General features: G+C 65.5%; 11 protein-coding genes. 6 read left to right on the top strand and 5 right to left on the bottom strand.

Annotated elements, in window-relative coordinates:
• Nucleotides 1-50: 50 nt before the first annotated feature.
• The 3 genes from urtA to cckA form a co-directional block, all read right to left on the bottom strand.
• Nucleotides 51-1,355 (bottom strand): urea ABC transporter substrate-binding protein, encoded by a 1,305-nt coding sequence (urtA, locus tag JN280_RS21770; RefSeq protein ID WP_202305133.1) that lies wholly within the window; start codon nucleotides 1,353-1,355, stop codon nucleotides 51-53.
• A gap of 333 nt (nucleotides 1,356-1,688) precedes the next feature.
• Nucleotides 1,689-2,414, bottom strand: coding sequence for a purine-nucleoside phosphorylase (gene deoD / locus JN280_RS21765; RefSeq protein WP_202305131.1), 726 nt, complete (start codon nucleotides 2,412-2,414; stop codon nucleotides 1,689-1,691).
• A gap of 111 nt (nucleotides 2,415-2,525) precedes the next feature.
• Nucleotides 2,526-5,141 carry a cell cycle histidine kinase CckA gene (gene cckA, locus JN280_RS21760; RefSeq protein ID WP_202305129.1) on the bottom strand — a complete coding sequence of 872 codons (2,616 nt, stop codon included), beginning with the start codon at nucleotides 5,139-5,141 and terminating at the stop codon, nucleotides 2,526-2,528.
• 322 nt (nucleotides 5,142-5,463) lie between these two features.
• Here cckA and JN280_RS21755 point away from each other — a divergent pair, with 322 nt between their 5' ends.
• Complete coding sequence (locus tag JN280_RS21755) at nucleotides 5,464-6,261, top strand: flagellar biosynthetic protein FliO (RefSeq protein WP_202305128.1); 798 nt, start codon at nucleotides 5,464-5,466, stop codon at nucleotides 6,259-6,261.
• Nucleotides 6,262-6,263: 2 nt separating this feature from the next.
• Here the strand turns inward: JN280_RS21755 and JN280_RS21750 are convergent, their stop codons facing one another.
• Nucleotides 6,264-7,415: a citrate synthase gene (locus JN280_RS21750; protein ID WP_202305127.1), complete on the bottom strand. Its 1,152-nt coding sequence runs from the start codon at nucleotides 7,413-7,415 to the stop codon at nucleotides 6,264-6,266.
• A gap of 75 nt (nucleotides 7,416-7,490) precedes the next feature.
• On the opposite strand from JN280_RS21750, the gene JN280_RS21745 reads away from it, so the two are divergent.
• Nucleotides 7,491-8,576, top strand: coding sequence for a citrate synthase/methylcitrate synthase (locus tag JN280_RS21745; protein WP_202305126.1), 1,086 nt, complete (start codon nucleotides 7,491-7,493; stop codon nucleotides 8,574-8,576).
• Nucleotides 8,577-8,673: 97 nt separating this feature from the next.
• Here the strand turns inward: JN280_RS21745 and dksA are convergent, their stop codons facing one another.
• Nucleotides 8,674-9,090, bottom strand: coding sequence for an RNA polymerase-binding protein DksA (dksA, locus tag JN280_RS21740; protein ID WP_202305125.1), 417 nt, complete (start codon nucleotides 9,088-9,090; stop codon nucleotides 8,674-8,676).
• 292 nt (nucleotides 9,091-9,382) lie between these two features.
• Here dksA and JN280_RS21735 point away from each other — a divergent pair, with 292 nt between their 5' ends.
• The 4 genes from JN280_RS21735 to JN280_RS21720 all read left to right on the top strand — a co-directional run bounded on the left by JN280_RS21735 (nucleotide 9,383) and on the right by JN280_RS21720 (nucleotide 13,204).
• Nucleotides 9,383-9,886 (top strand): SixA phosphatase family protein, encoded by a 504-nt coding sequence (locus tag JN280_RS21735; protein ID WP_202305119.1) that lies wholly within the window; start codon nucleotides 9,383-9,385, stop codon nucleotides 9,884-9,886.
• A gap of 73 nt (nucleotides 9,887-9,959) precedes the next feature.
• Nucleotides 9,960-11,438, top strand: coding sequence for a YcjX family protein (locus JN280_RS21730; protein ID WP_202305117.1), 1,479 nt, complete (start codon nucleotides 9,960-9,962; stop codon nucleotides 11,436-11,438).
• Nucleotides 11,435-12,514 carry a YcjF family protein gene (locus JN280_RS21725; RefSeq protein ID WP_202305105.1) on the top strand — a complete coding sequence of 360 codons (1,080 nt, stop codon included), beginning with the start codon at nucleotides 11,435-11,437 and terminating at the stop codon, nucleotides 12,512-12,514. Before JN280_RS21730 ends, JN280_RS21725 begins: the two co-directional genes overlap by 4 nt.
• A gap of 144 nt (nucleotides 12,515-12,658) precedes the next feature.
• Nucleotides 12,659-13,204: a hypothetical protein gene (locus tag JN280_RS21720; RefSeq protein WP_202305103.1), complete on the top strand. Its 546-nt coding sequence runs from the start codon at nucleotides 12,659-12,661 to the stop codon at nucleotides 13,202-13,204.
• Nucleotides 13,205-13,226: the final 22 nt, after the last annotated feature.

Below are 13,226 nucleotides of genomic sequence, written 5' to 3'. Positions count from 1 at the left end.
TCGTCGGGTCTGCGGGCAGGAAACGCCCGAAGACCCGGATGATGGTTGCGTCAGTTCACGCCCTTTCCGCCGCATTTGCCGGTGGCGACGTTGAAGTTTCCGCACGACAGCGGTGCCCGCCAGTCGGCGATGAGGCTCTTGGAGTCGGGCAGATAGTCGGACCATTCGTCGCCGACGACGAGGCCGGCCGTTTCCCAGACCGTCTGGAACTGGCCGTCCGCCTGGATCTCGCCGATCAGAACCGGCTTGGTGATGTGATGGTTCGGCATCATGGTCGAATAGCCGCCGGAGAGGTTCGGCACCGAAACGCCGACGATGGAGTCGATGACGGCATCCGGATCCGTCGAGCCCGCCTTTTCGACGGCCTTCACCCACATGTTGAAGCCGATGAGATGAGCTTCCATCGGGTCATTGGTTACGCGTTTGTCGTTCTTGGTGAAGGCTTTCCAGGCCTCGATGAAGGCCTCGTTTTCGGTCGTATCGACCGACTGGAAATAGTTCCAGGCTGCGAGATGGCCGACGAGCGGCGCCGTGTCCAGGCCGGCGAGTTCCTCCTCGCCGACCGAAAAGGCCACGACCGGAATGTCCTCGGCCTTGATGCCCTGATTGGCGAGTTCCTTGTAGAACGGCACATTGGCGTCGCCGTTGATGGTCGAGACCACCGCGGTCTTCTTGCCGGCCGAGCCGAAATTCTTGATGTCGGTGACGATGGTCTGCCAGTCCGAATGGCCGAACGGCGTGTAGTTCACCATGATGTCCTCGGGCTTCACACCCTTGGACTGGAGATAGGCTTCCAGGATCTTGTTGGTGGTCTGCGGATAGACATAGTCCGTTCCCGCCAGCACCCAGCGTTCGACGCCTTCCTCGTTCATCAGATAATCGACGGCCGGAATGGCCTGCTGGTTCGGCGCAGCGCCCGTGTAGAAGACGTTCCGCTGGCTCTCCTCCCCTTCATACTGCACAGGATAGAAGAGCAGGCTGTTCAGTTCCTCGAAAACCGGCAGCACCGATTTGCGCGAGACCGAGGTCCAGCAGCCGAACACCGCGGCAACCTTGTCGTTCTCGATCAATCCGCGGGCCTTTTCCGCGAAGAGCGGCCAATCGGACGCAGGATCCACCACGACCGCCTCGAGCTTCTTGCCGAGCACCCCTCCCTTCTTGTTCTGCTCGTCGATGAGGAACAGCATCGTGTCCTTGAGCGTGGTCTCCGAGATCGCCATCGTGCCCGACAGCGAGTGGAGTATGCCCACCTTGATCGTGTCTTCCTGCGCCAAGGCAGGCACGGAAACAAGCATGCCTGCGCCGAACACGGCGGCCGACAGCATCTTTGTGGCCGACAGGAACTTACCCCTCATTATGACACCTCCTGATGATTGTTGTTTGGGTCGCAATAGGCAAAGCAACCGTCGTGCCAGTCCGCGACGCAGCGCTAAAATCACAGGGGAATGCTTGGGAACCCAAGCGGTTACGCCACGCGCCCTCGGGAGGCGGACGCGGGATGTCTGCCCCGCCACGCCAGGCACTGAGGAATATTTACGCAACGCAACACAAGGTGGCGAATTTTTAGGCAAAAGTTGCAGGAGCCAACAAAACAGGCAGAACTGCACACCCCTCCGGCAAGTCAGGCGTTCGACAGGGCGGAGAATTTCCCGGTGTCGGCCTCACGCCCGGACGGCTCTTTGCCAGCCTCACGCTTTCAGCGCGGGCGCGGTCGCAACAACGTCGAGCGCCAGTCTGGCCATGCCGGCAAACAGAGCCTGGCGTTCCGAAAGAAGCGTCTCTTCGCCGGTCGCCATATTGTCGACGACAGTGCAGATCGACAGCGCTCTCGCGCCGAACTGGGCGGCCAGCGTATAGAGGGAGCTCGTTTCCATGTCGACGGCGAGAACGCCGTGCCGCCGCAGCGTCGCAAAACGTTCCATGCCGTCCGGATGATAAAAGACATCGCTGGAAACCGTGGGCCCCACCGTATGGGCCAGCCCCTTCGCGCGGGCGATCTCCGAGGCGAGGCTCAGCAATCCGACGTCTGCGGCAGGCGCGTAGTCGAACCGTCCGAAAATCTGCCGGTTGATGCCGCCGTCGCTGCTGGCCGATTGCGAAAGGACAATGCTGCGCACGGGAAGTCGGGCATCAAGGCCGCCACAGGTGCCTACCCGGATCAGGGTCCTGGCGCCATAGACGCTCAGGAGTTCATGGACATAGATCGAGAGCGACGGATGCCCCATGCCGGTCGTCTGCAGGCTCACCCGGATGCCCTGATAGACGCCCGTAAAACCGAGCGCGCCGCGAATGCGGTTCACGCAACGCACGTCAGACAGAAAGGTCGAGGCGATCCACTCGGCTCGATCGGGGTCGCCGGGCAACAGCACCGCCTCGGCATAGTCGCCCTTTTCGGCACTGTTGTGTGGCGTCATCGCGCACCCTCAAGGCAGCCCCCACCGTCTCGACATCCATCGAAGAGCATATTGTGGACGAATGCAACGACGTACCGAGCTTCCGTCCCGCGGGAAGAGCGCGACAGCGGATCAGTTGCCGTCGATCATGTCCTTCACCACGGTGGCGAGCTGCTTCAGGGAGAACGGCTTTGGCAGGAAGCCGAAATGTGCGTCCTGGGGCAGGTTCTTGGCGAAAGCGTCTTCGGCATAGCCCGAGACGAAGACGAACTTGATGCCCGGCTGGATCTTTCGCAATTCGCCGAGCAATGTCGGCCCGTCCATTTCGGGCATGACCACATCGGAGACCACGATGTCGACCTTGCCGTCGAGCTCCTTGAAGATCTCCAGCGCCTCCACGCCCGACGACGCCTCGTGCACCGTGTAGCCACGCGACGTGAGCGCCCGCACCCCGCCCATGCGCACCGCGTCCTCGTCTTCGACCAGCAGCACAGTGGCCGAACCGGAAAGATCCTTGGGCGCATCCGACGGCCGCGGGGTCTGCTGGGCGGGCTCGGCCGAAGGCGGACTTTTCTGTTCGGTGATCCTGAAGTCCTGGATCGCCGGCACCGGCTTCTGCTCCACGACGTGCCGCGGCAGGAAGATGCGGAACACCGTGCCCTTACCCACCTCGCTATCGCAGTAGATGAAGCCGCCGGTCTGCTTGATGATGCCATAGACCATAGAAAGGCCGAGACCGGTCCCCTTGCCGACCTCCTTGGTCGTGAAGAACGGCTCGAAGATCTTCTTGAGCACCGCCGGCTCGATGCCGGTGCCGCTGTCCTCGACCTCGACCAGCACATATTCCGCAGGCGTCAGCTCGCGATAGCTGTAGGCCCGGGTGTCTTCGAGCTTCAGGTTCTTGGTACGGATCGACAGTTCGCCGCCCGTCGGCATGGCGTCACGCGCATTGACGACCAGATTGACGATGACCTGCTCGAACTGGCCGATATCGGCTTTCACCGGCCAGAGGTCGCGGCCATGGTCGACCTTCAGCCGGATCTCGTTGCCGACGAGCCGCGCCAGCAGCATGCGCAGATCCGCCAGCACGTCGGTGAGGTTGAGCACCTCCGGACGCAGCGTCTGCTTGCGCGAGAATGCCAGCAGCTGGCGCACCAGCGAGGCGGCGCGGTTGGCATTCTGCTTGATGTTCATGATATCGGGGAAGGACGGGTCCGACGGTCGGTGGTTGGCCAGAAGCAGATCGGACGCCATGATGATGGCGGTCAGCACATTGTTGAAGTCATGGGCGATGCCGCCGGCGAGCTGCCCCACGGCCTGCATCTTCTGGCTCTGCGCCATCTGGCTCTCGAGCGCCTTCTGCTCGGTCGTCTCCACCGCATAGACGATTGCCGCTTCCTCAGCCCCCTCGCCGCCGGTCCCGTCGGCCACCGCATTGACGTAGAAGCGCATGTGACGCTCCTCATTGTCGGGCAGCACGGTGTCGATCGGGGCGATGTCGGCCTGCCGCTGTCTGGCGCGTTCGATCGCCGCGGCGAACATCTCGCGGTCGCGCTCGTGGATCACCGTGTCGAGGCGCACCCGGCGGTCGACCGCGTCGCGGTCGACGACGCTCGAGAACAGCGACAGGAACGGCGCGTTGGTGCGCAGGATGCGGCCCTGTGCGTCGACGCCGGCGATCGCCATCGGCGTGGAGTTGAAGAAACGGGTGAAGCGGACCTCGGACGCACGCAGATCCGCCGAGGAATCCTCGCCCTGGGTGCGGTTGAGCACGATCGTACGCGTAGGGCCGGGCGACCCGTCGCGTGTCGCGGTCACGCGATGCATGAAACGAACCGGAAGCGCCTCGCCGGTCGAGGTCGCGAGGTCGAGGTCGACCACGGCGTTGCGTGTAGTCCCGGGATCGGCCTTGACCGACCGGACCAGCGCCATGCCGTCGCCGGCAATGATCTCGTGCAACGTCATCGCGCCGGGCGTGAAAGAGGCGAGATCGATGCCCAGCCATTCGGCGAGCGTCGCATTGAGATAGGTGATGCGGCCCTCCTGATCGGCGGCGAAGAAGCCGGCGGGCGCGTGGTCGAGATGGTCGATCGCCTTCTGCAGGTCGAGGAAGAAGCGTTCCTGCTCGGCGCGTTCCTTCGAGACGTCGGCGAGTTGCCAGGCCATCAGCGGCTGGCGCTGGCCCGGCACGCTGAAGGTGCGCGCCCGCACCCTGTACCAGCGCGCGCCGGGTTCGGCACCCGGGCGGATCGCCTGGCGCAGTCGGAACTCGCCGTCGCCGGTCTGCCCGTCGCGCAGGCCGGAAGCGATCGAGTAGATGGTGGCCGACGCCTCGGGAACATCCGACAACAGGCCTTCGACCGTCTTGACGTCGGCAGCCGACGTGGCGCCGGTCATGTCGGCATAGGCCCGGTTGGCATAGATGATGCGACCCTTCGTGTCGGTGACGATGAGTCCCTGCGCCATGGAGTCGACAAAAGCCTTGGACAGCTCGTCCGTTGTCGAGCGCGGCGCGATCTGGACGAAGCCGATCGCAGTGGCGAAAAGGTAGCCGACGCCGATCATGGCCAGCACGCCCAGAAGGCCGAGCAGGAAAGGATCGCCAAGGCGCTCGCGGAAGATAGCGAAGACGAAAGCCGCGCCGGTAAGCACGATGATGAAAACGATCAGCCTGGTTATCGCGCCGGGGCGCATGTTCTGGTCGACGATCGGGACCGGATAGAACTCGTTTCGGGTTTCCCTGGTCATTCGTCCCTTGCCCGTGATGGCGACGGCGGCGATCTTCCCCTGATTCCAGCCGCTCTCCGCCCTTCCGCTTGGATCATATTCTCCCGGCCCGGAAAAGGCCCAGCGGGTTTTTCTCACACGATCGGGGCCGGCCGAAAGGCGCAGCGGCCGGTTGCTCGTCGCTTTCGCCCAAAACGGACTTGCAATGCCAGCCCCGCATTTCCCATACTTCCGATATCAGCGTCGGATCGACCGAACCGGGAATGCACGAACCAACTTGCGGTCGGCAGCGTGCGCGGTCTAGTGTCGCGCGCTTCAACGATCCTTGGCGGGAGGTAGAGCGATGCCGGAATGGCTGCAGAGCATTGCGGGCCCAGATTATGCTGCGGCCGTGCTGTGGACGATCGGTGCACTCATCTTGCTCGTCGTGGTGCTGGTCATCATCCGGCTGATCCGCAGCATGACTTTCGGAACTTTCGTGGCGGGCGGCCGCAACCGCAAGACGCGGCTGGCGGTCATGGACGCGACGGCGGTCGACAGCCACAGGCGACTGGTGCTGGTGCGCCGCGACGACGTCGAGCATCTGATCCTGATTGGCGGGCCGACCGATGTCGTGGTCGAGCAGAACATCAGGCTTGGCCAGACGAGACGACCGGCCCTCACCGGCGAGGCGGTGCAGCAGGATTCCGCACCGCGGCCCCAACGCCCCGGCGAACAATCCCGGCCAGCCGAGCCGCAGCGCATGCAACAGGCCCAGCAGCGCATACCGGTGCCGCCGCTTCGCGAACAGCGGCCGCAGCCTCGTCCGCCGGAGCGCGAGGCTGCCCCCCAGCAGCCTCAGCGGGCTGCGCAGCCTCAGCCTGCGCCGCAACCGGCCGTTCAGCCGCAACGCATGGCGCAGCCCATGCGAACGAACCCGTCTGCGCCACCACCCGCCGGCCGCGACGACCATCTGCCGCGCGACCTGCAGGGCTCGGCGCCTCCGCGGGCCAACCCGGCAGACGACATCGACAGGGCGCTTCTGGACGAACTCTCGTCGTCCCTGGACGACGAGCCGCAGCCTTCCGGCAAGGCTGGGCCCGTGTCGCTCGAAGACGAGATGAACAAGCTGCTCGGCGAGTTGTCGAACGGCAAACGCTGACCTCAGGAGCGATCGAGCGCCGGCCCGACATAGCGGGCGCGCGGACGGATGAGCCGCCCTGTCGAGGCCTGCTCCATGGCATGGGCGAGCCAGCCCGCCATACGCGCGGCGGCGAACATCTGGATCGGGGCATCCCTCGGAAGATCGTAGGTGCAGGCGACCGCCACCGTCGCGAAATCGATGTCCGGCCGGATGCCGGTCGCATCGACGGCTTCGCTCGACAACTCCTCCAGCAGGTCGGGCAAGGGCAATTGCGCAAGCAGCGCCGCCGCGCGCGGATCGATATCCGGATAAAGCGGATGACCGAATCCCGGCAACGCATCGCCACGCGCCAGCCTTTCGCGCACGGCCCGGCGGGGCCCCTTGAAGGCGGCCTCGTCGACAAGCGCGCGGACACGACGCGTCGCGCCGCCATGCGAGGGCCCGAGAAGCGCGGCGAAACCCGACAACGCGGCCGCGGCGAGCGGCGCGCCAGTGGACGCTGCAACGCGCGCGGCAAATGCCGACGCATTGAGCTCGTGATCGGCCATGAGCACCAGCGCCATCCTCATGGCCCTCTCGGCAGCCGGATCCCGGTTCCATCTGCGGGCAAAGCCGGCGGCGATATCGGCCCCGGCCGAAAGCTCGGCCCCGAGCGCCGCAGCGACGGAGCGGAGCAGTTTCGCCGATTCCTCCAGCAACGAAACCGCCGCCCTGCCGCGGGTGGGATCCGACCGGCAGGCGGCTGCGGCCAGCATTGACATGGCGGCCTCGATCGGCGGCAGGTCGACGTCGAAGCCCAACGGCTCGCCGACCTCGGGCAGTTCCGCGACATCCCACAACAGCGCCGCCGCTGCCTCCAGTGTCGCCGTGCGGGCGAGCACGACCGCATCGCGCCCGCGATAGTAGAGGCGTCCGCCCGCGACCGATGAGATCGAAGTGGGCAGGATGGCGTCGCCCCATGAGATGGCGCCTTCGGCAACCTCGGCAGCTCCCCTGCCGCGCCGCCTGTGCTTCACCAGCCCTTCGACCTCGGACCGCGAATAGAGGCTGCGCCGCGGATCCGCGGGATCCGGCAAAGCGGTCAGCAGCTTGCGGCTGACATAGGCGTAAAGCGTCTGCGGCTTGACCCCGAGCAGCCGCAGCGTCTCGTCGCGATCTATCCAGGCAGACATATTGATTATCTTGATCAAGATTGACTGGAGATGATTGACATATCACATCGAGTGAAACTGCGAAGGAGAAAGTTCATGCAGGGTCTCGATGAAGTGATCGCCGCCGAAACCGTTCTCTCGGATGTCGACGGCCTGAACGGACGATTGACCATACGCGGCAGACCCGTGGAGCAACTCGCCCGAAGCGCTGGCGCGGAAGAGGCGGCGCATCTTCTGCTGGACGGTTTCTTTCCGGACCTTTCCGATGTGGAAACGCTCTCCCGCTCGATCGGCGACGCCCGTGTCGAGGTCTTCGACCGACTCGCGCCGCAACTGGCCGCCCTTGCGGCGCTGCCGCCGGTCGATGCGTTGCGCGCCGGCCTCTCGTTTGTCGCGGACGGCGATGATCTCATTACCGCGCATCGGCTTCTGGCCACGCCTGTCGTGCTGACGCCAGCCATCATAAGGCTGCGCCGCGGTCTCGCGCCGATCGGGCCGACTGCCGACGCCGGTCAGGCGGCCGACATGTTGCGCATGCTTTCCGGCGAGGAAACATCGGATGAGGCAAGGCGCGCGCTCGACGCGTATCTGGTGACGGTCTGCGATCACGGCCTCAACGCATCGACTTTCACCGCGCGTATCGTCGCCTCCACCCGTGTGGGGCTGGTCTCGGCCGCGGTCGCGGCGCTCAGCGCTTTGAAGGGTCCGCTTCATGGCGGCGCTCCGGGGCCGGTGCTCGACATGCTGGAGGCAATCGGCGAACCCGATGCCGCCGAAGCCTGGCTCGGTGAGGCGCTGGCGCGCGGAGAAAGACTGATGGGTTTCGGCCACCGCATCTACAAAGTGCGTGATCCGCGCGCCGACGCGCTCAAGGCCGCCCTACGGGCGCTCGGCCGCGCCCGCTCCGGAGCGAGCCGACTCGCGCTCGCCGAAGCCGTCGAGCAGGCGGCGCTCAATATCCTGCGCCGCGAGAAGCCGGGCCGTTCGCTGGAAACAAATGTGGAGTTCTATACGGCGGTCCTGCTCGACGCGCTGGGTTTTCCCGCCGACAGCTTCACCTGCATCTTCGCCGCCGGCCGTATGCCCGGCTGGATCGCCCATTCCCGCGAGCAGGAACTGACGGGACGCCTGATCCGCCCCCAGTCGCGCTATGTCGGCCCAGCGCCGAAACAGGCAGCCTGAAAGACGGCCTGAAAAAACCGGAGTGGGTGGCCGATGGCCGCCCCTTCACTTCCAATACGACGATCTTCACGGCGTCCGCTTGCGCCGAATCTGCCGATCAGTCGTCGCGATAGACCTTCTCGCGCCGCTCATGGCGTTCCTGGGCCTCGATGGACAAGGTCGCGATCGGCCTTGCGTCGAGCCGCTTCAGCGCAATCGGTTCCCCGGTCTCCTCGCAATAGCCGTAAGTGCCCTCGTCGATACGCTGCAGCGCGGCATCGATCTTGGCAATCAGCTTGCGTTGCCTGTCCCTGGCGCGCAGTTCAATGGCGCGATCCGTCTCGGATGACGCCCTGTCAGCCAGATCGGGATGGTTGGCATTTTCCTGCTGCAGGATTTCGAGGGTTTCCCGCGCCTCGCGGAGGATATCGTTCTTCCAGGAAACGAGCTTGGCTCTGAAGTAGGACTTTTGCCGTTCGTTCATGAACGGCTCGTCTTCTGAGGGTACGTAATCGGCATCAACGAGTTCGTTCATTTCGACTCACCCACAACCCTTTGATGGGCGCCTATATATTCGGCGACCACAGACGGCACAAGATCAAACGGCCACACCTTCGTGCAAATGTCCGCGAGCGCGGAAGACCATATCGCGGTGGCTCGTACATCGTCTGCACGGCGAGCGATACCCCTGGGGTGATCGACATCTAGGACGTTCTGCCTATCCTCTCCCCGCCAGTTGCGCGCGCCGCGCGGCCGGACTACATCCTTCGCATTGCCTTCTGGACATTCCGTCCACCGTCCACGGCAAAATGAGAGGACCCATCCGGATGAGCCGGCTTTTCCTGCTGCGACATGCGAAGGCCGGCTGGGCGGAACCGGGAATGCGCGACTTCGACCGCCCCCTTGACGCCGCGGGACAGGGTCACGCGGAGGCCACCGGGATTGCCATGCGCAACGGCGGCTATGTGCCTGAACTGGTGATCTGCTCCACCGCGCGCCGGGCTCGCCAGACGCTGGAAGGGGTCATCAAGAGCCTGCGGACCGGGCGCATCGTCTACACTGACGGCCTCTACAACACCGACGCCGCAGGCTATGTCGACATCATCCGTGACGCGCCTGCAGTCGGCTCGATCCTCGTCGTCGGCCACAACCCGATGACGGAAGACGTGGCCCTCGCCCTTTCCGGCGACGGCGTCGAAGAGGCAAGGCACGCGATGGTTGCCGGCTTTCCGACATCGGCGCTGGCCGTCATCCGTTTTCCCGGCGCTTTTGCCCAGGCAGCGCCGGGCAGAGGCTATCTCGAGACCTTCCTGACGCCGGCCGACCTCTGAGCGCGGCCGCCGGTTCCAAAGCCGGGCCGGGTCGCCTATATCGGGGGCGTTTGCGGGGCAAGAGACGACCGATTTGGCGACATCGCTGACGACAATCACCGACGAGGCGATGATCGCACTCGATACGTTGTCCGGGCGCGCGGCCGGCCTGTTCTCGCCGTCGCTGCGGCTCGGCGTAACCGGCCTTTCCCGGGCAGGAAAGACGGTGTTCATCACCGCGTTCGTCCACAACCTCATCCATGGCGGGCGCCTGCCGCTCTTCGAGGCGCAAAAATCCGGGCGCATCGCACGCGCCTTTCTGGAGCAGCAGCCCGACGACGCCGTGCCGCGCTTCCAGTACGAGGACCATGTCGACGCGCTGGTTTCGAGCCGGGTCTGGCCGGATTCGACGCGCGCCATTTCCGAGCTTCGGCTGACCATCGAGTATGAATCCGCTTCCGGCTGGGGCCGGCTCTTCTCGCGCGGCAGACTATCGGTCGACATCGTCGACTATCCCGGAGAATGGCTGCTCGACCTGCCGCTTCTCGGCAAGGACTATGCCGAGTTCTCCGCCGACGCGTTCCATCTCGCCAGCCTCCCAGTCCGCGCCGACCTCTCGGAGGAATGGCGTGCGCTCGCGGCCGCGGCCGACCCTCGCGCCGACGCCGACGAAATGACTGCGCGCCGGCTGGCCGAGAGCTTCGCCAGCTACCTCAGGGCCTGCAAGGGCGACAGCCGGGCCTTGTCGACCCTGCCGCCCGGCCGGTTCCTGATGCCCGGCGATCTGGACGGCTCGCCGGCGCTCACCTTCGCTCCGCTGCCCGATCTCGGCGAAAAGCGGGCCAAGCCCGGCTCGCTGCATGCGATGATGGAACGCCGCTACGAGGCCTACAAGACGCATGTGGTGAAGCCGTTCTTCCGCGAGCACATCACCAGGCTTGACCGGCAGATCGTTCTGATCGACGCCATGCAGGCCCTGAATGCCGGATCGGCTGCGGTAACCGATCTCGAGCGCGCCGTCACCGAAATCCTCTCCTGCTTCCGGCCCGGGCGCGGCAGCCTCTTCACCGACCTCTTCTCACGGCGCATCGACAGGATCCTGATCGCCGCCACCAAGGCCGACCACATCCATCACGAAAGCCACGATCGCCTGCAGGCGATCGTGCGGCGTCTGGCCGACCGCGCTGTGGCACGCGCGGACCTTACCGGCGCCGAGGTCGATGTCCTGGCCATGGCGGCGGTGCGCGCCACGCGCGAAGGCACCGTCAGGCAGGGCCGCGAAACACTGCCCGTCATCATCGGGACGCCTCTGGCAGGCGAGACGATCAACGGCGAATCCTTCGACGGCACGACGGAGACCGCGATCTTCCCCGGCGACCTTCCGGACAAGCCGGGTTCCGTGTTTGCGGCGGCCGCGTCCGGCGGGTCGCACGACGCCGAGCATCCGACAATCCGGTTCGTCCGCTTCCGGCCGCCCAAGCTCGAACGCACCACAGATGGCGTAACGCTTTCCTTGCCGCACATCCGGCTCGACCGCGCGCTGCAGTTCCTAATCGGAGACCGACTGTCATGAAGGAGCCAAGACGACCGGCCGCCTTCCGGCTCGATCCGGAACCCCGGCATGGCGAGAAGGACGACGCGACGACCAAGCCCCATTCGGCGCCGCGCAAGCCGCGCGCAGTGAAGGATGTCGCTGTCGTGCTGCCGGCCGAAACCGACATCTTCGACGAACCCGATCTGGTGGCGAGCACGCCGCCGCCGGCCACGGCGCCGAAACGGCGCTCGCGTATCGGCGCCATTTTCCTGGGCGCGGCCGGCGTTCTGGTGACGCTGGCCATCGGACTTTGGACTGATCGCCTGATCCGCGACCTTTTCATGCGCGCGGACTGGCTGGGCTGGCTGGCGGTCGGCACGGCAGCGGTCGCGGGAGCGGCTCTGCTGATCATCCTGATGCGCGAAATACTGGGACTGGCGCGTCTCGCCTCGGTGGAGAAGCTGCGCAGCCGCGCCGCCGACGCCGCCGCCCGCAACGATCCCAAACTGGCGAGAAGCGTCGTTTCCGAACTCGCGACGCTGGTCTCGGCGAAACCCGAGACCGCGGCGGGGCGGCGTGCGGTGGCAGACCTCGGGGACGAAATCATCGACGGCAGCGACCTCATCCGCATTGCCGAAGCCGAGATCCTGGCGCCGCTCGATGCGCAGGCCAAGATCCTCGTGCTCGACGCCGCCAAGCGTGTTTCCCTGGTCACCGCCATCAGCCCCCGGGCCCTTGTCGATGTCGCCTATGTCGTGTTCGAGGCCGGCCGGCTGATCCGGCGGCTTGCCGAGCTCTACGGCGGACGTCCCGGGACCCTGGGTTTCTTCCGGTTGACGCGCAGCGTGCTAGCCCATCTGGCGGTGACCGGCTCGATGGCGGTCGGCGACAGCTTCGTCCAGCAGATCGTCGGGCACGGCCTCGCCGCCAAGCTGTCGGCCAAGCTCGGCGAAGGCGTGGTCAACGGCATGATGACGGCGCGCATCGGCCTGGCAGCCATGGAAACGGCACGGCCGCTGCCCTTCCTGGGTGTCGCTCGGCCCGGCCTCGGCGACTTCCTGGCCGCCCTGGCCTCATTCTCCAAACGCAAGGAGGAAACGGGCGGGCAGAGCTGATCCGCTCGGTGCCCGGCCGACCCCGCATGCACGTTGTGGATTGAATCGGCGGCCGGAGACAGGTAGACGAAGCGTTAACCAATCATGTTCATGGTTCAGTCAGGTAATTGTTCCCCCCGTCCCGACGTAGCCAGGTGTTCCTTGATGAAACGCGCTATCCTGCCCGCCTTCCTGCCGCTCGCGACTGCTTCGGCCGTTGTCGGCCTTACCGCGCCCGCCGAGGCCAATGAGCGCGACAAGAAGTTCTTCCAGCAGGTTGAAGGCGAGTGGGTCGGTCCCGGCGAGATCGTCGCGGGCAAATACAAGGGCACCAAATTCACCTGTTCGTTCACCGGCTCCACGCCCGAGGCATCGGTCGGCATGACGCTGGACGGAAGCTGCCGGGTGGGCGTGTTCACCCAGAAGATGTCGGCGACGGTGGAGCGCAAGGGCAGTGGCTATCGCGGAACCTTCATGGACGGCGCCGCCGGCAAGGGGCTGGACGTCGTCTCCGGCAATGTCGACGGCCGCCGGGTGGTGCTCGGCCTCAACCGTGCCGCGCTGAAGGGCGCCATGATCGCCAGGCTCTCCGACGACGATGCCATGACGGTGACCGTCTCGGTTCGTGTCGAGAAGCAGATGGTGCCCGTCATCGGCATGAATCTGAAGCGCGTCGACGGCGCGGCGGTTGGCTCCGTCGCCCAGAAATAGCCGCCCCTGGCGTCCATCCGCC

This window comes from Mesorhizobium sp. L-8-10 (genome assembly GCF_016756635.1).
Taxonomy (GTDB): domain Bacteria; phylum Pseudomonadota; class Alphaproteobacteria; order Rhizobiales; family Rhizobiaceae.
Note: the sequence above shows the minus strand (reverse complement) of the source record. Positions and strands in the feature narration are given on the sequence as shown.